This window comes from Pseudomonas sp. P7758 (genome assembly GCF_013386485.1).
Taxonomy (GTDB): Bacteria; Pseudomonadota; Gammaproteobacteria; order Pseudomonadales; family Pseudomonadaceae; genus Aquipseudomonas.
Genome location: NZ_JACARS010000089.1, coordinates 1 through 20,428, shown reverse-complemented (window position 1 = coordinate 20,428; position 20,428 = coordinate 1). Strand labels below are relative to the sequence as shown.

Below are 20,428 nucleotides of genomic sequence, written 5' to 3'. Positions count from 1 at the left end.
TCCCGGAATTGAAAGGGTGTGCCATTCAGCACTCTCCCTGGACTTCGCCAAACGGAATGTCCAGGCGTGCAAGGCGGTACAACAACGTGCGCCGGGCGAGGCCCAGTTCACGGGCGGTGCGGGTTCGATTGCCACGGTTCTTGCGCAGGCAGTCGATCAGCACTACCCGCTCGACTCGCTCCATGCGCTGGCGCAGCGTTGCGTCGACAGCGGGCGCGGACAGGGTTGATGGCAGCGATAAATGCGCAGGCAGGATCACCTCGTCGTCGCACAGCAGCACCGCCCGCTCCACCATGCATTTGAGCTCACGAACGTTGCCGGGAAAGTGGTGGCTGGACAGTTGATCCAGGGCCGCACTCGACCAGCCCACCGTGGCTCGCCCCAACAGTGCACAGGCCTTGTCGGCGAAATGCCGGGCCAGTTGCAGCACGTCCCCGTCCCGCTGGCGCAGCGCCGGCAACTCGATAGGAAACTGCGCCAGCCGGTAATAAAGGTCCTCGCGAAAGCTTCCTTCAGCCACCATGCTGGTGAGGTCCCGGTGGGTCGCCGCGACGATTCGCACGTCGACCTTGTGGGACGTGTTGGCACCCAACGGCCGAATCTCGCCCTCCTGCAGGACCCGCAACAACTTGGCCTGCAGTGACAGCGGCATATCACCGATTTCGTCGAGCAGCAGCGTGCCGCCGTGGGCGGTGTCAAACAGGCCGGCGTGGTCTCTTTCGGCCCCGGTGAACGCGCCTTTGCGGTAACCGAACAACTCACTTTCGAGCAAGCCTTCGGGAAACGCTGCGCAGTTTTGCACCACAAATGCCTTGCTGCTGCGCGGGCCGGCAGCATGAATGGCCCGGGCGACCACCTCCTTACCGGTGCCGGTCTCGCCCCGGAGCAGCACGGTGTAGGGGCTATGCACCACCTTGCCGATCAGGCGGCACGTCTCGTCCATGGCCGTGCTGTTTCCGATCAAGCCGTAGGCGCTGGTGCTGCGGGTGCTGCGAACCACCTTCAACGCACCGGGAGCCCGGCGCATTCGCCGCAACAGGGCCAACTGGCTCAAGACAAAACTGCCCAATTGGCCCAGGGACGCACCATAGCCAGCCAGCTCCGTCGCTCGCAGGCTGGCACACAACACCATCCCGGATACCTGCTTGCTCGGCCCCGGTAACGGCACGCACAGGAGTGATTGCCAGGACGCCGCGCCCGCTGGCAGAAACCCCGTGTCATACACACTGCTGCCTGCCTCGGTGAGGTTAAACACCCGGTTCTGTTGCAGCACGTACTGCAACAGTTGCTCGTTCCGCAAATCCGCGCCCGAGCTCACAACCGCCCCTGGCGGCGACAGGCCCGGCAAATACTGGGCAGCCAGTTCGAGGCGGCCGGTGGCCTGGTCGAGCAAGTACAACTGGCCAAGCTCGCAGCCGCTCAATTGCGCGGCGCCTGCCGCAAAGTCATCGGCCAATGTCGATTCGTCACTATTGATGCCCAACCGGGTAAACCATCCCAACAAGGCAGCGGCGTAGTCCAGCGGGCTTGGCAACTGGGTAAACGGATTGTCCGCCATCAGCTGAACTCACAGATTACGGTGCCGTTGGCATCCAGCCTGGCATGGACGAACTGCAGGGACTTGCCAACGGCCATCGCATCCAGCAGGCGATCCACCACCTGCGGCAACAGGTTTTCCTCGATCCATTGGTCGACAAACCGCGCGCCACTCCCACTGTGGCTACAGTGCTCGGCCATGTGTGCGACAAGATCCCCTGCGTGACTGAATGCGAGCTTGCGCTGAAGCAGACGCTGGCCCAGGCGCTGAAGTTTGTGTTCAATCAGTTGGTGCAGCACCGCGCCTGCCACCGGGTAATACGGCACGACTCGCATACGGGCCAGCAGCGCCGGCTTGAAATGAGCTGTCAGTACCGGCCGGATCGCGGCGTGCAGTACTTCGACATCCGGTCGGTGACCGTCGGCGCACAGCCCGGTGACAAGATCGCTGCCCAGGTTGGAAGTCATCAGGATCAGGGTATTGCGAAAGTCGATTTCACGTCCTTCTCCATCATTGGCTACCCCTTTGTCGAACACCTGGTAAAACAGGTTCAGGACATCCGGATCGGCCTTTTCCACCTCATCGAGCAGCACCACTGAATAGGGCTTTTGCCGCACCGCCTCAGTCAGCACCCCGCCCTCCCCGTAACCGACATAACCCGGTGGTGCGCCGATCAGCCGGGACAGTGAGTGTTTCTCCTGGTATTCAGACATGTTGATCGTGGTGACAAAGCGCTCGCCGCCATACAACAGGTCGGCCAGGGCGTGGGCTGTTTCAGTTTTGCCGACACCACTGGGGCCCACCAACAGAAATACCCCCACGGGGGCATCAGGCTTGTTCACGCCGGCCGCGACAGCCCGCAGGCAACGGTCCAGGACCTGCACGGCACCTTCCTGGCCGAGGATGCGACCACGCAGATCATCCGCAAAGTTCAGGACCTTCGCGCTGTGTTCGCGGGCAAGCTGCTCCAGGGGAATACCCGTCCAGGCGCTGATAACCTGTGCCACCAACCGTGGGCATACTTCGAAGCTGACCAATCGCTGTTCGTGCTGTATGGCCTGCAACGCCTGATGGTTCTGGGCCAGGAGCGGAGCGAGAGCCTCAGTGCTTTCGCCAAGGTTACCGGCGTCGACCAGTTGCTGGCGCAGCGAGAGTACCTTCTCGGCCAGTTCGCGCTGGTGGGTCCAGCGTTGTTCAAGCTGTAACTGTGCGACTTCTACTTCTTCCAGTCTCCGGGTGAGGTGCTGCAGCACCTGTTCATCGATGGCCAACCCCGCGTCGGCATCCCTGCGCACGGCACGTTGCTGGCGCGAGCCCTCGGCCAGTTCGGCGCGCAACTGCTGCAGTTCGTCCGGCGCCGTGACCAGGCTGATCCGCACCCGGGCACAAGCGGTGTCCAGCACGTCCACAGCCTTGTCCGGCAACTGGCGGCCGGCCAGGTAGCGGGCACTCAACTGCGCGGCGGCGACCACGGCGTCATCGCGCACGTAGACTCCGTGGCTGGCCTCATACACCGGGACCAACCCACGCAAAATCGTCACGGCATCGTCAACCGTCGGCTCGTGCACCTGCACCGGCTGAAAACGCCGCGCCAACGCCGGGTCTTTCTCGAAGTACTTCTTGTACTCCGACCAGGTCGTCGCGGCGATGGTACGCAACTCACCTCGTGCCAGCGCTGGCTTGAGCAGGTTGGCGGCATCGGAGCTGCCGGCCGAGCCGCCTGCGCCGACCAGGGTATGAGCCTCATCGATGAACAGGATGACCGGTTGCGGCGAGGCGTTGACCTCATCGATCAAGCCTTTGAGGCGGCGCTCGAACTCACCCTTGATGCTGGCACCGGCTTGCAGCAGGCCCATGTCCAGGGTCAGCAGGCGCACCTTCCTGAGCACCTCTGGCACTTGCGCGCTGACGATCCGCAGGGCCAGGCCCTCGACTATCGCGGTTTTCCCGACACCCGCCTCGCCCACCAGAATGGGGTTGTTCTTGCGCCGCCGCGCGAGCGTATCGATCATTTGCCGGACTTCGTTATCGCGACAGAGCACGGGGTCGAGTTTCCCGTCCCGGGCCTGGCGAGTCAGGTCATGGGTAAAGCGCTCCAGCAAGGAACTCCCCGCCTCAGCGGGAGCCGCCTGCGCGTTTTCACTCAAGAGAAATCCGAGCACACGCGGTGCATCAAGCGTGCTCATCACCGCCTGGTAACGGCTGCCAGCGTGCTGCATCGGGTTGCGCAACAAGGCGAGCAGCAAGGCGCCATGGTCCACTTCCCGTCGGCCCAGCTCCAGATGGGCAACCAGCAACGCCTGCTGCAGCCATTGCACCAGGGCGGGCGAAAACACCGGATTGCGGGACGCGCTCTGGTCGACCCGAGGTTGCAGCACGGCCTGCAATTCCCCGGCATCCACGCCCGCATCCTGCAGCGCTCGCATAAGAACACCCTCGGGAGGCTCCAGGAGCGTCAGCAGCAAGTCTTCCACCAGGACCTCGCCGCCGCCCCGGGTGACACAACGCTCGGCGCTGCGTTCCAGGTCGCGCCGTGTGGACGCCGTCAATGCCTGGATAAGTTGTTGCAGATCCACATTCATCATATCCATCAATCCCTAGTGATTTTTACTGGCCAGGATGACCACGCCGTCTGCCCGCTCATGCCCCAGCCAACTGGTCCAGCCCAGGCGGCAGACGTTGTGCTCGCCAAGGTGCAACGGCCGGACCTCGCCCGCCGCCAACACCAGTCGCACGTCGTATTCCAAGGGGTCCCGGGCGGCAAAACGCACCAGCGCACACAGCGGCTCGTAACCCGCCCCGGTGGGCAAAAACTCGTGAAAACGCTGCCAGTCGAGTGCCAATACATGAACCCTGAACATGCCACTGCGGTCGATAAGGCACTCCCCCAGCACCAGGTCCGAACCCAACGAGCTATAGGTGCGACCAAGGTCATTGCGCTGCTCCTGGTCAATCACTACCCTGCGCTCGACCCACTGCTCGATGACCAGCCGGTTGTGCTTGAAGTAATAACGCAGCACGGTCTCGATCAGCGCGGCGGAGTGCACGCGCAGGCTCAGCAGCCCCAGGTAGGGCAACAGGCGTTTCCAGTTCAGTTGAGCCGCGCTGCGAATCGCGCTGCCACCCAGGCCCACCCATGCAAACATCTGCTCGGAAAAGGGATCGCGGGCGCCCGTTTGAAAACTCGCCTGATAACGATATTTTCGCCAGATCGGCACTATCAGCCGGTGCAGGCGATGGTGAAAAAGATCAAGAAATTCCCGCGTCGGATTACCGCCCGCTACCTCGGCAAAGGCTTGCTCGCCATAGAACGCCGGCAGCGGTGACCCTGTACCAAACAGGCCCAGCACATTGAGGCGAAGCCGTGCCCGCAAATGGCCGTGCTCGACAAAAAACTCCACACGATCAATGTCGTTGCCGGGAAAGCCAAAGCCTGGGTTGGCCTGGAACTCCAATTGATCGTAGAGCGCATCCTCGTCCAGCGAGGGATGCGCCTCGCGCAGGCGCTCGATAATCTGCGCGACCGCCTGAAACACCGAGTACTCGCGAATCACTCGGGACAGTGCGGTTAAAGCAGGGGCTGCTGGCCCATCCGGGGTGGCCATAGGTACACGTCTCCTTGTGTGCTGATGACTCGCAGTTCGTGGTACGAGTTGAGGCTGGCGTAAAGCGCGAAGAACTCGTTGAGCACCGAGGCAAAGACGAACACGTCGCCCTCCCCCAGGTAGCCTTCAGGATCGATGGTGAGGTCAACCCGCAAGCCGCGAAATGGCAGGCCTCGGTGCAGCCGGTCTACGGGCTGGTGACTGATCGAACGGAGGGCGCCCAGCCTTCGCCTGCTGACCTTTTCCACCTGGCGGTCGTGATAACGCGGCAGGTCGTAGGTTTCGAGGATCACCCTCAAGGCGTTGATATCGGTCAATGACAGATAGTTGAGCGACATATTGCTGATCAGTCGCCACAGGAAGTCGCTGTCCAGGGGTGGCGCAAAGCTAGGGGTTGCCGCGGTAATGTTGCGAAACGAGAGAAACTCGGGCGTCTGTTCGCACGCCTGATTGATATCGCCCACCTGCAGCAGGCGTGGCAGGTTGTGGTTGGTGCAGGTCAGTTCAATCGACAGGGTTTCCTGTTCATGCACTGGACACCGGTCGAAACTCAGCCAGGTATCCAGGCCGGCATGTTGCAGGGATGGCCGCTGGCGAACGCCATAGTTGGGCGCGGCGCTGCCAAAATCGTGCTCAAACGATTCGAACGGTACATATTCCTGGTACCCGAGGCCTCCCGGCCGCCATCCCGTGACCTTGTCGACGGAAAATACACCGCAGTTCCCCCTGGCGTATTCGCCAGGCAACAACAGGTATTCGTCCTGCTTGCCGTCCAGGCGAATCGGTACGCCGTCGTGCTTGAACAGATTGACGATGGGCGTGCAGTACAGCTTCACGTTGTCCAGGGTAGGCGCCATTCGCTCAATACCGCGACCACGCATGTCGAAGCGTAACGTCACGCCATGTACCTGCTTGAGTACGTCAATAGGCAACCTGCTCAGCGCGCCAAGGCCACTCACATCGACAAACAGGTATTTGTCGGGAAAGGCGAAGTACTCCTGCAAATGGCGATAGCCACGAAAGGTATTCAACGGATAAGGGATCAGTGCCTCATCCTCGGAAAAGCCCACAGGACTGATATCGTTGCTGGACAGACGCAATGAAACAGGCTCGCCGTCGGCACCGATGACCGGCAGCCCGTCGCGCCCGAAAGGCTGCAACTCGAACCCGTCCAGGTGACGCAAAAGCCCCAGGTAAAGCGCCTGGCTGACGGGCTGCTCCCCCGCGAGATGCAAACGCAGGCAGTTCAGTTCCAGCTCACTGAAGTTGCCCTCGGCCGTCATCTCCAGACGCAGGCAGAGCAAAGCGCCCTCACCCTGTACCGAGTACTCCATGGCGGCCAGTTGCAGCGGCAAGACCTGCGTCGGGTAACAGGTACGAAAACGGCAGCGTTCACCGTCGATCGCAATGCTTTCCACCGGTGTATCCCGCTCGACCCTGATGGCCGGCCCTGTGCGCTTGAGCGGATCAAACTGCAGCATGCTGAACGACGGCAGCGGCCGCATATAGTTGGGCCACAGCAGATGCATCAACGAGTGACTCAACTCCGGCAATTGATCATCAAGCTTCTGCCGCAGGCGACCGGTGAGGAATGCAAAACCCTCAAGCAACCGTTCTACATCCGGGTCCTGGCCAGCGTCCCCAAGAAACGGCGCGAGTGCCGGGTTGCGCTCGCAGAACCGTCGCCCCAACTGTCGCAGTGCGCTCAGCTCGCCCTGGTAGTAGCGGTTAAACGACATCCGGTTTGACCTCGACCCGTGCGCCGTGAGCTAGGCTGGCGCAAAAGGCGACCGCTTGCGTTATGCCATTGACTTCCATGGCCCCCTCGATGGAAAAAGCCAGCACCATCGGGTCACGGTCCTGTGGCAATGCCTTGACACGGACATCCTTCAGACGGGGTTCGTAGGCCTGGATAAAGCGCTCGATCAGGAACCGAGCCTGGCTCAACGCGTCATGCAGGCTGAGGCGCATGTCATTCAGATCAGGTAACCCGTAATCAGGTAGCGTCTGGACACTGCCCGCACGGGTGCTGAGCATTTTCGCCAGATGACCCGCCACGGATTCCACGACGCAACCTTGCGGGCTGCGCCCCACGCCGGACTCCAGGCGCTCGAAAAGGCTGCAGTTTTGGGTAATCACGTGGCGGCGGCTCATTCTTTATCGAGCTTGCCGACGAGCGACAGAGTGAAGTCTGCCCCCATGTACTTGAAGTGCGGGCGAACGCTCAGGTTGACGCGATACCAGCCGGGCTCCCCGTCGACATCACTGACAACAATGCGCGCAGCCCGAAGCGGGCGCCGTCCACGCACTTCGGTGCTGGGGTTGTCCTGGTCGGCTACGTATTGGCGAATCCATTTGTTGAGTTCCAGCTCAAGGTCGGTGCGCTCCTTCCACGACCCCAGCTGTTCACGCTGCAGGACCTTGAGATAGTGGGCCAGGCGATTGACGATCATCATGTACGGCAATTGGGTACCGAGCCGGTAATTCAGCTCGGCAGCCTTGCCTTCGGCACTGATTCCAAAAGACTTGGGTTTTTGCACCGAACTGGCGGAAAAGAACGCTGCATTGTCACTGCCCTTGCGCATGGTCAGGGCAATGAAGCCCTCTTGCGCCAGCTCGTATTCGCGTCGGTCGGATACCAGCACCTCGGTAGGAATCTTGGTTTCGATCTCGCCCATGCTGTGAAAGTGATGCAGCGGCAAGTCCTCCACTGCACCACCACTCTGCGGGCCGATAATGTTCGGGCACCAGCGATACCGGGCGAAACTGTCCGTCAAGCGGGTAGCAAAGGCATACGCCGTATTACCCCACAGATAGTGTTCGTGGCTGCTGGCCACATGTTCCTGGTAGGCGAACGTCTTGACCGGACAATCAACGGGATCGTACGGCGTACGCAATAGAAAGCGCGGTACGGTGAGGCCGATGTAGCGGGCATCTTCGCTCTGGCGAAAACTCTGCCATTTGGCAAACTGCGGCCCTTCAAAATGGTCCTTCAGGTCCTTGAGGTCAGGCAGGCCGGTAAAGCTCTCCAGGCCGAAGAAGCCAGGGCCGGCCGCCGCAATGAACGGTGCATGGGCCATGCAGGCCACGCTGGAAACATACTGCATCAGCCTGACATCGGGAGCACTGGGGGAAAGGAAATAATTGGCGATGATTGCCCCTACGGGCTGGCCGCCGAACTGACCGTATTCGGCACTGTAGATGTGCTTGTAGAGTCCGGACTGAGTCACCTCCGGTGAGTCCTCGAAGTCATCCAGCAGGTCCTGGCGGGAGACGCTGAGTAGTTCGATCTTGATGTTTTCACGAAAATTGGTGCGATCAACCAGCAACTGCAGGCCACGCCAGGAAGACTCCAGTGCCTGGAAGTCGGGATGGTGCAGGATTTCATCCATTTGCTGGCTGAGCCTTGCGTCAATCTCGGCAATCATCCGGTCAACCAGGCGCTTCTTGACCGGCTCGCCCTTGTTTTGCGGCTTGATCAGCTCCTCGATAAATGCCGAGACTCCACGCTTTGCAATGCTGTAGGCCTCGTCGTCGGCGCTGAGGCGGGTCTGGGCAATGATGTTGTCGAGAATGCTGTACTCGTCCGTGACGGGCGCATGCGACGGGCTTTGGCTGGTAGTCATGGTGTCAGTGTCCTTTTAACTGAGAGAGTCATACGGCGGAGCTGTCCAGCCCCAATTCAGCCAATACCCGCTTGCGCGAATCGTCATCGGCGAGGGCATTTTCAATGGCCTTTCGAAAGCTCGGCGTGTTGCCCAGCGGCCCCTTGAGCGCCACAAGTGCATCGCGCAGGTCCATGAGCGTTTTCAGCTCGGGTATCTGCTCAACCAGCTGTGCAGGATTGAAGTCCTTCATCGAATTGATCCTGACCCGGATCGCCAACTCATCAGGTTCGGCTGAATCCTGCAGCCGGTTGGGGACGCTCAAGGCCAGGCCCAAGGCCTGCTTGGCCAGCACCTCGTCGAGGCTGTTCTTGTCGATGCCGACGGGCTTGCGGTCTTCGAGCTTGCGCAGGTCTTCACGCTGGGTGAAGTCACCAAGCACCAGCAATTTCAACGGCAGCTCGACCTCTTCCTGCGCAGTGCCGACGGCGGGTTTGAACGTGATATTGATGCGTTCCCTGGGGGCTACCGAACCTTCTTTCGCCATGGTGTTTCTCCTTTTTCGGGGGGCTCGAAAGCCTATTCAATTACCGCTTCGAGATCGAAGTGGCACAGCCTGCGATGGACATCTTCCTTGCGCTCACGCACGGAATGGCTTTGGGGCAATACGTCACAGCAGCCATGCAAGAGCTGCAGCACTTCAACCGCCAACTCGGGCTCCCAGCGCTGCAGGCCTGAGTGCTGCAGCTCGTGGTCCAGGTGATCGAGCTGGACTTTGGCCAGGTCATGCTTGCCTGCCAGCAAACACAACCTGGCCAGGCCAAGCCGCCAATGAAACCGGGCACGATCACCTGTTGCGGTTTGCATGCCCTGCTTGAGGGACCGCACAGCCACCTTGAACCCGTCCTTGCGCAGCACGGGCATGACGTCGTGCAACGCTTTGTCCCAAGGCGCAGCCGGGGCATCAGGTGCCGACCTGAGTGGGACCGGGGCTTGCAAATGGCGGGCAACCTGGGTGTTGATCCAGCCACGGGTGACGTCGTCGGCGAAGGGTGTTCCGTCGTGGAAGCGCAGCTGTGCAAGCCCCGGCAAACGCTGGAGCAACAGCGCGAAGTGCACTTCCAGCTCGGTCATGGCCAGGTCGGCCTGGAGTGCCTGCAGGCACTCCCACACCCGGTACAAGCCGTCGAACCAGAAAGGTGCTCCGGCCAGGCTGCCCTCAAGCTCCAGCAGCAGGTCGGTATGCTGCCCTTGGGCAAAGCGCTCCTGGTACCGCTTGAGCTTGTCGGGCGCCGGCCCGCGCAAAGGCGTTACCTGTTCGCTGTCACAGTCCGGAAGACTGGTGATCGTCAGCCAGGTCAACGTTCGGGTCAGACGCAGTGCGCGCAGGTCAGTGGCATTCTGACGCTGCCACCAGGCCGACAAGGGCCGGGCATGTTCCTGCAGCGTGCGCAGCAGCTTGTGGGCGTCCTTTTCGTTTTCCACAATGGGCTCGGGCGCCATCAACTGAGTCGCGACCTGTCTGATATGGGCGATCACCCCTGTGCTACCGCCTGCTGGAGGTTCGCTTTCGGTGGACTGTTGCAATCGGTCCGACAGCTGCCTGCGAACCGGCAGTAACAGTGGCGCATCTTCGAGAAGGTGTTCGGTCCACAACTCGTCCAGCCGCGCCAGGTGTTCGAGCATGCAGTGGAACAAGGGCCGCTGATCCTTGAGCGAAACAGGTTGTGCAAGCACCTGCTCGAGGCGAGGGACCAGCCAGCCAAAGGCGGCACTGCGGGTACGCAGCTTGCCCGGATAAACGACCGCCCAATGATGCTCACAGAGGTAGCGCAGCAATCCGAGGCCTGCGAGTAGCCCGGGGAAGGACTCGCGCTGATGCAAGGCCCAGGTCAACCAGACAGCGACCCGCAAGTCCTTGGACTGGTGGCGTAACAGCGCCTCGCTTTTTTCCACGACCCATTGCCAGTCAGGCTGACTGTTTCCGTGAATGGAGTGCGCCTTGCCCAGTTCAGTTTCAAGCGCCTCATACTCGGTCGAAAAACGCATATCGGCCCCCGCATAACTCGTTTTCGAGTTGGGTGCCTGCGCAAGTTCGAGGTAATAATCGGAAAGCCTGTCTGAGTAAACCATTATGGGCCGCACTTTACTTTCCTGAACATGTCCAGTGAACTAATGGCCATTCAAGCGCACATCAGGACATTGATTAAAGTTTGCCTTCCCTACGAGAAGAGCACGAACCTTATCCATGCAAAAAGCATTGTTCAAGCCACCAAATAGCAGTTAAGGAGTTTCCTACAAGAATAGAAAAATCGCCGACGCGCAAGAATTTGCGCAGCCAAGGCGCCAGGCATCATCATGAATGACGTGAACTCTGCGAATAACACCTCCCTTCAACATGAGCAACTAACTGCACACTCCTGCGCAAACAAATACAACTAAATCGAATTAAAACCTTTAATGCCGCTCAAAATAAAAACCGATAAAACCTTAACCCCCTGCTTTCATTGACGCTCGAACTTTCCGGCACGCTTCTTGATATCGAGCATTACCCGGCCGGCAAGTCCGTCGGCCGGGACGACCTCATTTATCAGGCAAGGAAAACCGTCATGCCAACACCCGCGTATCTATCCATCACCGGCACCAAGCAAGGCTTGATCACGGCAGGCACGTTCACCCAGGACTCGGTCGGCAACATTTACCAGGAAGGCCATGAAGACCAGATCCTGGTGGAAGCATTCCAGCATCAGGTGATCATTCCCCGTGACCCGCAATCCGGCCAGCCCACCGGCCAGCGTGTGCACAAGCCCCTGATGATCAGCAAGGTATTCGATAAATCGTCGCCATTGCTGTTCAGCGCATTGACCTCCGGGGAAATGGTCAAGTGCCGCCTTGAGTGGTACCGAACCTCTTCAGCCGGAACCCAGGAACACTACTTCACCATCGAGTTGGAAGACGCGATCCTGGTGGACATCCAGTCACGGATGCCCAATTGCCAGGACCCGAACAACGCACACTTCACGCACCTGGAGGATGTGTATTTCACTTACCGGAAAATCGTCTGGACCCATGAGGTCTCCGGTACCTCTGGCTCTGATGACTGGCGCAGCCCGGTAGCCGGCTAAGCAGCCACCGAAACAGAAACGGCATCGCCATGGACGGCACCGTTTCTGTCGGCCACTAGACCATCGCCAGCGGATGCTTGCGCTTCGGCGCCCCAAAAACCCGGTCAATCGCGTCCAGGTCGTGCTCATCCAGCACCAGCTTCGCCGCTGCGGCATTGAGCCGGACATGCTCTGGCGTAACCGCCTTGGGAATCGCGATCACCCCGTCCTGGCGCAAGACCCAGGCCAGGGAAACCTGGGCGGGTGTGACCTCGTGGCGACGGGCAATTTGCTTGAGGGTCGGGCTGGCCAACAGCTCGCCACCCTGGGCGATGGGACAGTAGGCCATCAAGGGTAAATTGTGTTGCTGCCACCATGGCAGCAGGTCGAACTCGATGCCGCGCTCCTCGATGTTGTAGAGCACCTGATTGGTGGCACAGGCCGGGGAAGCCAGCTCCTGCAGGTCTGCTACATCAAAGTTGGACACACCCCAACGACCGATCTTGCCTGCCTCACGCATGCGCTCGAAGGCTTCTACCGTTTCTTCAAGGGGGTATTGCCCACGCCAATGCAACAGATACAGATCAATGTAGTCGGTGCCCAGGCGCTGGAGGCTGGCCTCACATGCACGTGGAATGCCCTTGTGGCTAGCATTGTGCGGGTACACCTTGCTGACCAGGAACACCTGGTCGCGCTTGCCGCGAATCGCCTCGCCGACGACTTCTTCGGCACCGCCTTCGCCATACATTTCAGCGGTATCGATCAGGGTCATGCCCTCATCGATACCCAGTTGCAACGCGGCCACTTCGGCGCTGCGCTTGCCGGGATCCTCGCCCATGCGCCAGGTCCCCTGGCCGATGACAGGGACGGGTACGCCGGCCAGATCAATGGTGCGCATGACAACCTCCTGATGAATTTGCGAATTAACAGTGTGGCACCGACTGGACAAAAGGGTTCAATCGAAGGAAGGTGGCCCTTTCCATCCCAGCCATAGAAAGGGCATGCAATGCTGTTTGTGGTCATGTTGGGGGGTAAGCACCCCCGGGCGAAAATCGAAGTGCATGATGTGGTGTTCGCCGTCGCCGACACCCTGGAAGCCGCCTACCCGCAACTGCGCGAGGGCTGGTTTGGCAGCCAGAAAGGTGTGCATATCGACTCCTGGATGACGGTGGATGGCGTTGACGGCTGGAAAGTCCAGCTCAGCCACCTGGCGCCGAACGCCGGGGCGCCGCGCCTGTACTTCATCAACCTGGGCGGGTATGAATCGAACGTCTTTGGCGAGGCACACCACTACCTGCTGGTGGTTGCGCGCACGGCCAGGGAGGCGGCAGCCCAAGGCAAACAGCAGATGCTCACGCACTGGACGCAATCCCACACCGACGGCGTACTGGATATCGACGACTGCCTGCCCATCGACCTGGTAGACGGGCGCTACATCCACCTGGAACCCGGCGTACACCGCCCGGTCATCACGCGAAACGACTACATCGTACTGCCCTGACCGCCTCCTACCCGAACAGGGTATGGCGCCCCACCCGCCACCTGCCTGAAAGTGCAATCAGCCCCTCGGCCTGACAACAAGCACAACATCAAGGTGGGTTCGCCATGCATAAAGCCGTTATCGCCCTGTTCAGCGCTGTCTTGCTTGCATCAACGTCCGTCAGCCAGGCCGCTGACGACCCGGGCAACACCTTGCGCATCTACAACTGGGCCGATTACATCGGGGAACACACCCTCGCCGACTTCGAGAAAGCCACCGGCATCAAGGTGATCTACGACACCTACGATTCCTACGAGACCGTGCAGGGCAAGCTGCTGTCCGGGCGTTCGGGCTATGACCTGGTGGTGCTCAACGCGTCCCTGGTGCCGCTGCTGATCAAGGCCAAGGCCTTCCAGCCCCTCAACAAAGCGCTGCTGCCGGACTGGAACAACCTCGACCCGCAAGTGCTGAAAAGCCTGGAAACCCATGATCCGGGCGTGACCTATTCCGCGCCTTACACCTGGGGCAGCAATGGCGTGACCTACAACATCGACAAGATCAAGGAACGCATGCCAGATGCGCCCATCGGCTCACTGGCGATGATCTTCGATCCCAAGATCGTTTCGCGCTTCGCCGACTGTGGCATCACCTTCATGGACTCCCCTACCGACATGATCCCGCTGGCCCTGACCTACCTCGGCCTGGACCCCAACAGCGTGGCGCCCAAAGACCTCAAGGCCGCTCAGGACGTGCTGATGGCCGTGCGCCCGTACATCCGCAAATTCGACTCCAGCGGTTTTATCAACGGCCTGGCCAATGGCGAGCTGTGCATGGCCACCACCTGGTCCGGCGACTACGCCACGTCCCAGGCCCGGGCGGCGGAAGCCGGGGCCAAGGTCAACCTGGGTTACTTCATCCCCAGGGAAGGCTCGCTGATCTGGTTCGATAACTTCTACATCCCGGCCGACGCACCCCATGTGGCGAATGCCCACAAGTTCATCGAGTTCCTCCTGCAACCGCAAGTGATCGCCGGCGTCAGCAACACCATTCACTACGCCAACAGCAACCTGGCCTCCAAGCCCTTTGTAAATGCCGATATACGCGACAACCCGGCCATCTACCCGGACCCGGCGACGATGCAGCGCTTGTTCACCCAGAAAAGCCAGTCCCAAGCCGCCGTGCGCCTGATCACCCGTACCTGGAATGCCGTGAAGACCGGCAAGTGAAACCCAGCCATTGAAGGTAAACGCCATGACCCTGCCAAATCCTGACTTTTTCGCCCAGTTCGACCACGACCAACTGGACGCCGCCGACAAGGCCCATTACATGCACGGTTTTCATATGTTCGACGAACACCGTGAACAAGGCTCACTGAATATCGCGGCGGGTGACGGCGCCTACATCTACGACACCGCCGGCAACCGCTACCTGGATGCGGTCGGCGGCATGTGGTGTACGAATATCGGCCTGGGCCGCGAGGAAATGGCAGACGCCATCGCCAACCAGGTTCGCCAGCTGGCGTACTCCAACCCGTTCTGCGACATGGCCAACGTCACCGCTATCGAACTGTGCGCCAAGCTTGCCAGCCTGGCTCCCGGCGATCTTGATCATGTGTTCCTGACCACCGGCGGTTCCACGGCTGTCGATACCGCCTATCGTCTGGTGCAGTTCTATCAGAACAGTCGCGGCAAGCATGAGAAGAAACACATCATCTCGCGCTTCAGTGCGTATCACGGCTCGACGTTCCTCACGATGTCCATCGGCAACAAGGCCGCCGACCGCGCGCCGGAATTCGATTTCATGAGCGACTTGTTCCACCACATTTCGTGCCCCAACTACTACCGGGCGCCGCAGGGCATGAGCGAGGCGCAGTTCCTCGATTTCCTGGTGGATGAGTTCGAAGACAAGATCCTGACCATCGGCGCCGACAAAGTGGCCGCGTTCTTTGCCGAACCGATCATGGGCTCGGGCGGCGTGATCATTCCGCCCAAGGGTTACCACCGGCGCATGTGGGAAGTCTGCCAACGTTATGACCTGCTCTACGTGGCGGATGAAGTGGTGACGTCCTTCGGCCGGCTGGGAAAATTCTTCGCCTCCCAGGAAGTGTTCGACATGCAACCGGACATCATCACCACCGCCAAGGGCCTGACGTCCGGCTACCTGCCGTTGGGCGCGTGTATTTTCTCGGACCGCATCTGGCAAGTGATCGGCGAACCGGGCAAGGGCCGCTGCTTTACCCACGGCTTCACCTACAGCGGCCACCCGGTGAGTTGCGTGGCGGCGCTGAAGAACATCGAGATCATCGAGCGGGAGAACCTGCTGGCCCATGTCGAAGACGTCGGCGTGTACCTCGAACAGCGCCTGCAAACCCTGGCCAGCCTGCCGCTGGTGGGCGATGTGCGCTGCCAGCGGCTGATGGCCTGCATTGAGTTCGTCGCCGACAAACACACCAAGGCGCTGCTGCCGGACGCGGTGAACATCGGCGAGAAGATCCACCTGCGGGCCCAGGCCAAAGGCTTGCTGGTACGGCCCATTGGCCACCTGAATGTGATGTCGCCGCCGCTGATCATCACCCATGCCCAGGTGGATCAAGTGGTGGAAATCCTGCGCCAGTGCATCCTCGACACCGCCGAAGAGCTGCGCCAGAGCGGCGAGTATCAAGGCCGATGAGCCTGGGCGCCCCGGTGCTTTTGCCGGGGCCCTGGCCGGCGGGTAGACTGGCCGGCATGAACGAGCATGCCGATCACTGCCCTGCCCCGTCCTTCCAGGTGCTTGACGCCTGGAATGGTGCGTTGGCCCACGCCTTCGCCAGCGTCGACGAAGCGTCATTTCTTGAACACCTGGCCTGCGCCCTCAGTGCGCTGACCCCTATCGAATCGATGATGATCAGCCTGGAGCGCCAGGGCCAGGCGCCACACTTGCTCTACCAGCAAGGCATCCCCCGGCCGCACTACGAAGAGATCATCAACCGTTACTTCTCCCGGGGCTACCTGCTGGACCCGTTCTGCCTCGCGGTAGACAAGGGCCTGGCCGAAGGTTTCTACCACCTGGCGCAGATCGCCCCGGACGATTTCTTCAACAGCGAGTACTACAAAACCTACTACCTGCGCAGCGGCGGCGCCCAGGAGAGCTACTACATCGTCGACCTGTGCCCCAACAGCAAGATTTCGTTGTGCATGTTCCAGGGGCTGAGTGCCGGCCAGTTCAGCGACGAACAACTGGCACTGCAACGAACCGCCCAACCCATCGTGCGCGAACTGCTGCGCCGCTTCGGCACCACGGGCGGGCTATGCAAGGTGATCAGCGACGAGGCCTTCACCCAGACCCAGGTGCATCAGCAGATTGAAGCGGCGTTCATGCATTTTGGCAGCGGCGTATTGACCGTGCGCGAACGGGAAATCGCCCACCTGATATTGCGCGGGCACTCGGTGAAATCCACCGCGCAGGTGCTGGGCATTTCCCCGGAAACCGTGCGCATGCACCGCAAGCATTTGTATACCAAGCTTGAAATCAACTCCCAGGCGGAGCTGTTTGCGCTGTTTATCAATTGGCTGACCCACAGCGGCGTAATGGCCCGATCCTGACCGTCCAGGCAACCCAGGGGAACTTTGCCAGGAAATAACCACCTGAATCCGGTACGCTCAGCATTTTTACCCAAGGAGATACCCCTCATGGCCAAAGCCACCGCCCGTCACATCCTCGTTGCCACCGAAGACAAGTGCAACGAACTGAAAGCGCAAATCGAAGGCGGCGCCGACTTCGCCGAAGTTGCCAAAGCCAACTCGTCCTGCCCGTCCAGCCGTCAAGGCGGCGACCTCGGTTCGTTCGGCCCGGGCCAAATGGTCAAGGAATTCGACACCGTCGTATTCAGCGCCCCGGTCAACACCGTGCAAGGCCCAGTGAAAACCCAGTTCGGTTATCACCTGCTGGAAGTAACCAGCCGTCAGGACTGATCCAGTCCGCGCTAATGTTTAAAACAACGGCCCACCCTTTGGTGGGCCGTTGTGCATCTGTGACAGTGTGATGACTGGCGAGGCGTACGCGCATAGCGTACAAATCCCTTTACCTCTTCACCCGGCGCCCAAGGCTGATAATGCGAGTCGCTTTTTCTACCCTGTTTTGCTCCACCCTGGCCCTGTTGCTGGCCAGCACCGCCGTGATCGCCGCGCCGCAATCGGCATTGACCGTGTACGGCGAGCCGGCCAAATACCAACCCGGCTTCACCCATTTCGACTACGCCAACCCCAATGCCCCCAAGGGCGGCAGCCTGCGGCGTTCGGCGATCGAAATCGGGCGCTACGACCATGTACTGCCTTATGGAGACAAAGGCATCGGGGTCAGCCAGGTCGACGGCTGGCTGTATTCGCCCCTGGCCCTGCGTTCGCTGGACGAGCCCTACACGGTCTACGGCCTGGTGGCGGAAAAGATGGAGCGGTCAGACGACGGTCTGTCCCTGCGTTTCTACCTGAACCCCAAGGCGCGTTTCGCCGATGGCCAACCGATCACCGCCGAAGACGTGCGTTACTCCTTTGACCTGCTGATGACCCAGGGCAGCCTGCGCTACCGCACGCTGTTCGCCGACGTCAAACACGTCGAAGTCGAAGGCCTGCGCCAGGTGCGCTTCGATTTCTCCAGCAACGAAAACCGCACCCTGCCCCTGGATGTCGCGACCCTACCGGTGTTCCCCGAGCATTGGTGGAAGACCCGCAACTTCGCCGACGGCGGCGGCTACGAGATTCCCCTCGGCAGCGGCCCCTACACCATCAGTAAGGTGGATGCCGGCAACACCATCACGTTCAAGCGTGACCCGAACTGGTGGGGCAAAGACCTGCCCATCAGCCGTGGCCTGTACAACTTCGATCACCTGAGCCTGGAATACTTCGGCGACACCGAAGTCGCGCGCCAGGTCCTGCGGGGCGGTGCCTACGACTTCAACCGCGAATTCTCCGCCACCGGCTACTCCATCGGCTACAACGGCCCGGCCCTCGATGATGGCCGCCTGCAACGCGCGCACCTGGCCAAGGAGGCACCGCAGCCGGCCCAGGGCTACGTATTCAACGTGCAAAAACCGATGTTCAAGGACCGCCGCGTGCGCCAGGCCCTGGCCATGCTGTGGGACTTCGAGTGGGCCAACCGGCAGATGATGCGCAACATGTACATCCGTCAGCAAAGCTTCTTCTCCAACAGCCCGCTGGCGGCGACCCAACTGCCGGACGCCCAGGAACTGGCGATCCTGGAACCTTTGCGCGGGCAGATTCCCGACGAAGTCTTCACCCAGGTGTTCAAGGCCCCCACCACCGACGGTACCGGGATGATCCGCGACAAGCAGCTGCAAGCCCTGGCCCTGCTGGAACAGGCCGGCTGGAAGCCCGACGGTGACAAGCTGGTGAATGCCGAGGGCGAGCCGCTGGAGTTCACCTTCCTCAACGCCCAGAACGGCCTTGAGCGCCTGTTGTTGCCGTACAAGCGCAACCTGGCGCAGATCGGCATCACCCTCAACATCCGCCGCATTGACTCCTCGCAATACGTCAACCGCCTGATGGCCCGGGACTACGACATGATCGTCACCGGCTTCCCGGTTACCACCTCGCCGGGGATGGAGCTGTACAACTACTTCGGTTCGGCCGCCGCGTTTGATACCGGCGCCAACAACTACATGGTGCTGAAAGACCCGGCCGTCGACAGCCTGATCAACGGCCTGGTCAAGGCCGATACCCAGTCGCTGATGCTCAGTTACGCCCACGCCCTGGACCGCGTGCTGCAATGGAATTACCTGTGGATCCCCAACTACTACCCGCCGGGCACCTCCGCCGCGTGGTGGAACCGCTTCGGCCGCCCGGCCGTGGAAGCCAAGACCGATGAGGCCCTGGAAACCTGGTGGGAAATCAGCCCCACGCCGCTGACCAATGAACAGATGAAAGCCGAACTGACCAAACGCCCGGGAGCCCGCTGATGTTTGCCTATATCGTGCGGCGCTTGCTGCTGATCATTCCCACCCTGGTGATTATCCTGCTGGTGAATTTCGTTATCGTGCAGGCCGCGCCCGGCGGGCCGGTGGAACAGGCCATCGCCCACCTGCAAGGCATCGGTGGCGGTGGCGTCGGCGGCTCGTCTGCCGAAAGCCTCAGCAGCGGCTCCCGGGCCAGCCGTGGCCTGGACCCGAAACTGATCAAGGACATCGAAAAACAATACGGCTTCGACAAGCCCGCGCCGGAACGCCTGTGGCTGATGCTCAAGAGCTACGCCCAGCTGGACTTCGGCAACAGTTTCTTCCGTGGCAAAAGCGTGACCGACCTGATCCTCGAAAAGATGCCGGTGACCATTTCCCTCGGCCTGTGGGCCACCTTGATCACCTACCTGGTGTCGATCCCGCTGGGGATTCGCAAGGCGGTGCGCCATGGCAGCAGTTTCGATGTGTGGAGCAGCACCGCGATCGTGATTGGCTATGCGATGCCGGCGTTTCTGTTTGCGATGTTCCTGATCGTGGTGTTCGCCGGCGGCACTTCGTTGAACTGGTTTCCGGTGCGCGGGCTGGTCTCGGAAAACTTTGACCAGTTGAGCACCGTCGGCAAGATCGCCGATTACTTCTGGCACCTGGTACTGCCGGTCAGCGCCCTGGTGATCGGCGGCTTCGCCACCTTGACCATCCTCACGAAAAACTCGTTCCTCAATGAAATCACCCGCCAGTACGTGGTCACCGCCCGGGCCAAAGGCTTGAGTGAACGCCGGGTGCTTTACGGGCATGTGTTCCGCAATGCCATGCTGTTGGTGATCTCGGGGATTCCCCAGGCATTTATCGCGGTGTTCTTTGCCGGTTCGCTGCTGATCGAGGTGATTTTCTCCCTCGATGGCCTCGGTCGCATGAGCTACGAAGCGGCGGTTTCACGGGACTATCCGGTGGTGTTCGGTTCGTTGTTTATCTTCACGCTGTTTGGCCTTTTGATAAAACTCATCGGTGACCTCTGCTACACCCTGGTGGACCCGCGTATCGACTTCGCCGCGAGGAACGCCTGATGCTCAAGCTCTCTCCCGTGGCCCGGCGGCGCTTTGAACGCTTCAAGAAAAACCGCCGCGGCTGGTGGTCGCTGTGGCTGTTT

Annotated in this window: 17 protein-coding genes; 8 read left to right on the top strand and 9 right to left on the bottom strand. The window is 60.7% G+C overall.

Annotated features, from left to right (window positions below; translation table 11 throughout):
* Positions 1–25: 25 nt before the first annotated feature.
* The 8 genes from HX873_RS19640 to tssA are packed head-to-tail and all read right to left on the bottom strand — an operon-like array spanning position 26 to position 10,880.
* Positions 26–1,558 (bottom strand): sigma-54-dependent Fis family transcriptional regulator, encoded by a 1,533-nt coding sequence (locus HX873_RS19640; protein ID WP_102369326.1) that lies wholly within the window; start codon positions 1,556–1,558, stop codon positions 26–28.
* Positions 1,558–4,122, bottom strand: a complete 2,565-nt coding sequence (gene tssH, locus HX873_RS19635; protein ID WP_177123068.1) for a type VI secretion system ATPase TssH — start codon at positions 4,120–4,122, stop codon at positions 1,558–1,560. The genes HX873_RS19640 and tssH overlap by 1 nt, the downstream gene beginning before the upstream one ends.
* Before the next feature lie 12 nt (positions 4,123–4,134).
* Entirely contained in the window at positions 4,135–5,142 is a 1,008-nt protein-coding gene (tssG, locus tag HX873_RS19630; RefSeq protein WP_177123067.1) for a type VI secretion system baseplate subunit TssG, read from the bottom strand.
* Positions 5,106–6,881 carry a type VI secretion system baseplate subunit TssF gene (gene tssF / locus HX873_RS19625; RefSeq protein WP_177123066.1) on the bottom strand — a complete coding sequence of 592 codons (1,776 nt, stop codon included), beginning with the start codon at positions 6,879–6,881 and terminating at the stop codon, positions 5,106–5,108. The genes tssG and tssF overlap by 37 nt, the downstream gene beginning before the upstream one ends.
* Positions 6,871–7,296 (bottom strand): type VI secretion system baseplate subunit TssE, encoded by a 426-nt coding sequence (tssE, locus tag HX873_RS19620; RefSeq protein ID WP_177123065.1) that lies wholly within the window; start codon positions 7,294–7,296, stop codon positions 6,871–6,873. Before tssE ends, tssF begins: the two co-directional genes overlap by 11 nt.
* Positions 7,293–8,768, bottom strand: a complete 1,476-nt coding sequence (gene tssC, locus HX873_RS19615) for a type VI secretion system contractile sheath large subunit (protein WP_177123064.1) — start codon at positions 8,766–8,768, stop codon at positions 7,293–7,295. The genes tssE and tssC overlap by 4 nt, the downstream gene beginning before the upstream one ends.
* Before the next feature lie 28 nt (positions 8,769–8,796).
* Positions 8,797–9,294 carry a type VI secretion system contractile sheath small subunit gene (tssB, locus tag HX873_RS19610; RefSeq protein WP_177008256.1) on the bottom strand — a complete coding sequence of 166 codons (498 nt, stop codon included), beginning with the start codon at positions 9,292–9,294 and terminating at the stop codon, positions 8,797–8,799.
* Between the two features lie 32 nt (positions 9,295–9,326).
* Entirely contained in the window at positions 9,327–10,880 is a 1,554-nt protein-coding gene (gene tssA, locus HX873_RS19605) for a type VI secretion system protein TssA (protein ID WP_177123063.1), read from the bottom strand.
* Positions 10,881–11,356: 476 nt separating this feature from the next.
* Between tssA and HX873_RS19600 the strand changes: the two genes are divergently transcribed.
* The gene (locus HX873_RS19600; RefSeq protein WP_003208034.1) at positions 11,357–11,872 is read left to right on the top strand and encodes an Hcp family type VI secretion system effector; all 516 of its coding nucleotides are present in this window, start codon (positions 11,357–11,359) and stop codon (positions 11,870–11,872) included.
* Between the two features lie 55 nt (positions 11,873–11,927).
* On the opposite strand, the gene HX873_RS19595 is transcribed toward HX873_RS19600, so the two are convergent.
* A complete protein-coding gene (locus HX873_RS19595) occupies positions 11,928–12,749 on the bottom strand; it encodes an aldo/keto reductase (protein ID WP_177050094.1) in 822 nt (273 codons plus the stop codon).
* A gap of 108 nt (positions 12,750–12,857) precedes the next feature.
* Between HX873_RS19595 and HX873_RS19590 the strand changes: the two genes are divergently transcribed.
* From HX873_RS19590 to HX873_RS19560, 7 genes are all read left to right on the top strand, one after another.
* Positions 12,858–13,352, top strand: a complete 495-nt coding sequence (locus HX873_RS19590) for a DUF1543 domain-containing protein (RefSeq protein WP_003208031.1) — start codon at positions 12,858–12,860, stop codon at positions 13,350–13,352.
* A 104-nt stretch (positions 13,353–13,456) separates the two neighbouring features.
* Entirely contained in the window at positions 13,457–14,557 is a 1,101-nt protein-coding gene (locus HX873_RS19585) for a polyamine ABC transporter substrate-binding protein (RefSeq protein WP_177008257.1), read from the top strand.
* Between the two features lie 25 nt (positions 14,558–14,582).
* Positions 14,583–16,001, top strand: coding sequence for an aminotransferase (locus tag HX873_RS19580; RefSeq protein ID WP_177123062.1), 1,419 nt, complete (start codon positions 14,583–14,585; stop codon positions 15,999–16,001).
* Positions 16,002–16,057: 56 nt separating this feature from the next.
* Entirely contained in the window at positions 16,058–16,915 is an 858-nt protein-coding gene (locus HX873_RS19575; RefSeq protein ID WP_177123061.1) for a response regulator transcription factor, read from the top strand.
* Positions 16,916–17,002: 87 nt separating this feature from the next.
* Positions 17,003–17,284 (top strand): peptidylprolyl isomerase, encoded by a 282-nt coding sequence (locus HX873_RS19570; protein WP_003208024.1) that lies wholly within the window; start codon positions 17,003–17,005, stop codon positions 17,282–17,284.
* A gap of 140 nt (positions 17,285–17,424) precedes the next feature.
* Complete coding sequence (locus tag HX873_RS19565) at positions 17,425–19,284, top strand: extracellular solute-binding protein (protein ID WP_177117180.1); 1,860 nt, start codon at positions 17,425–17,427, stop codon at positions 19,282–19,284.
* Positions 19,284–20,345: a microcin C ABC transporter permease YejB gene (locus HX873_RS19560; protein ID WP_003208021.1), complete on the top strand. Its 1,062-nt coding sequence runs from the start codon at positions 19,284–19,286 to the stop codon at positions 20,343–20,345. The genes HX873_RS19565 and HX873_RS19560 overlap by 1 nt, the downstream gene beginning before the upstream one ends.
* The last annotated feature ends 83 nt before the right edge of the window (positions 20,346–20,428 follow it).

Bases quoted from the DNA above. Each gene is read 5' to 3' on its own strand.
- HX873_RS19640 (WP_102369326.1), bottom strand. From the start codon at position 1,558: ATGGCGGACAATCCGTTTACCCAGTTGCCAAGCCCGCTGGACTACGCC.
- HX873_RS19565 (WP_177117180.1), top strand. From the start codon at position 17,425: ATGCGAGTCGCTTTTTCTACCCTGTTTTGCTCCACCCTGGCCCTGTTG.
- HX873_RS19580 (WP_177123062.1), top strand. From the start codon at position 14,583: ATGACCCTGCCAAATCCTGACTTTTTCGCCCAGTTCGACCACGACCAA.
- HX873_RS19560 (WP_003208021.1), top strand. From the start codon at position 19,284: ATGTTTGCCTATATCGTGCGGCGCTTGCTGCTGATCATTCCCACCCTG.
- HX873_RS19585 (WP_177008257.1), top strand. From the start codon at position 13,457: ATGCATAAAGCCGTTATCGCCCTGTTCAGCGCTGTCTTGCTTGCATCA.
- tssA (WP_177123063.1), bottom strand. From the start codon at position 10,880: ATGGTTTACTCAGACAGGCTTTCCGATTATTACCTCGAACTTGCGCAG.
- tssF (WP_177123066.1), bottom strand. From the start codon at position 6,881: ATGTCGTTTAACCGCTACTACCAGGGCGAGCTGAGCGCACTGCGACAG.
- tssH (WP_177123068.1), bottom strand. From the start codon at position 4,122: ATGATGAATGTGGATCTGCAACAACTTATCCAGGCATTGACGGCGTCC.
- HX873_RS19575 (WP_177123061.1), top strand. From the start codon at position 16,058: ATGAACGAGCATGCCGATCACTGCCCTGCCCCGTCCTTCCAGGTGCTT.
- tssC (WP_177123064.1), bottom strand. From the start codon at position 8,768: ATGACTACCAGCCAAAGCCCGTCGCATGCGCCCGTCACGGACGAGTAC.
- HX873_RS19570 (WP_003208024.1), top strand. From the start codon at position 17,003: ATGGCCAAAGCCACCGCCCGTCACATCCTCGTTGCCACCGAAGACAAG.
- tssG (WP_177123067.1), bottom strand. From the start codon at position 5,142: ATGGCCACCCCGGATGGGCCAGCAGCCCCTGCTTTAACCGCACTGTCC.
- HX873_RS19590 (WP_003208031.1), top strand. From the start codon at position 12,858: ATGCTGTTTGTGGTCATGTTGGGGGGTAAGCACCCCCGGGCGAAAATC.
- HX873_RS19600 (WP_003208034.1), top strand. From the start codon at position 11,357: ATGCCAACACCCGCGTATCTATCCATCACCGGCACCAAGCAAGGCTTG.
- tssB (WP_177008256.1), bottom strand. From the start codon at position 9,294: ATGGCGAAAGAAGGTTCGGTAGCCCCCAGGGAACGCATCAATATCACG.
- HX873_RS19595 (WP_177050094.1), bottom strand. From the start codon at position 12,749: ATGCGCACCATTGATCTGGCCGGCGTACCCGTCCCTGTCATCGGCCAG.
- tssE (WP_177123065.1), bottom strand. From the start codon at position 7,296: ATGAGCCGCCGCCACGTGATTACCCAAAACTGCAGCCTTTTCGAGCGC.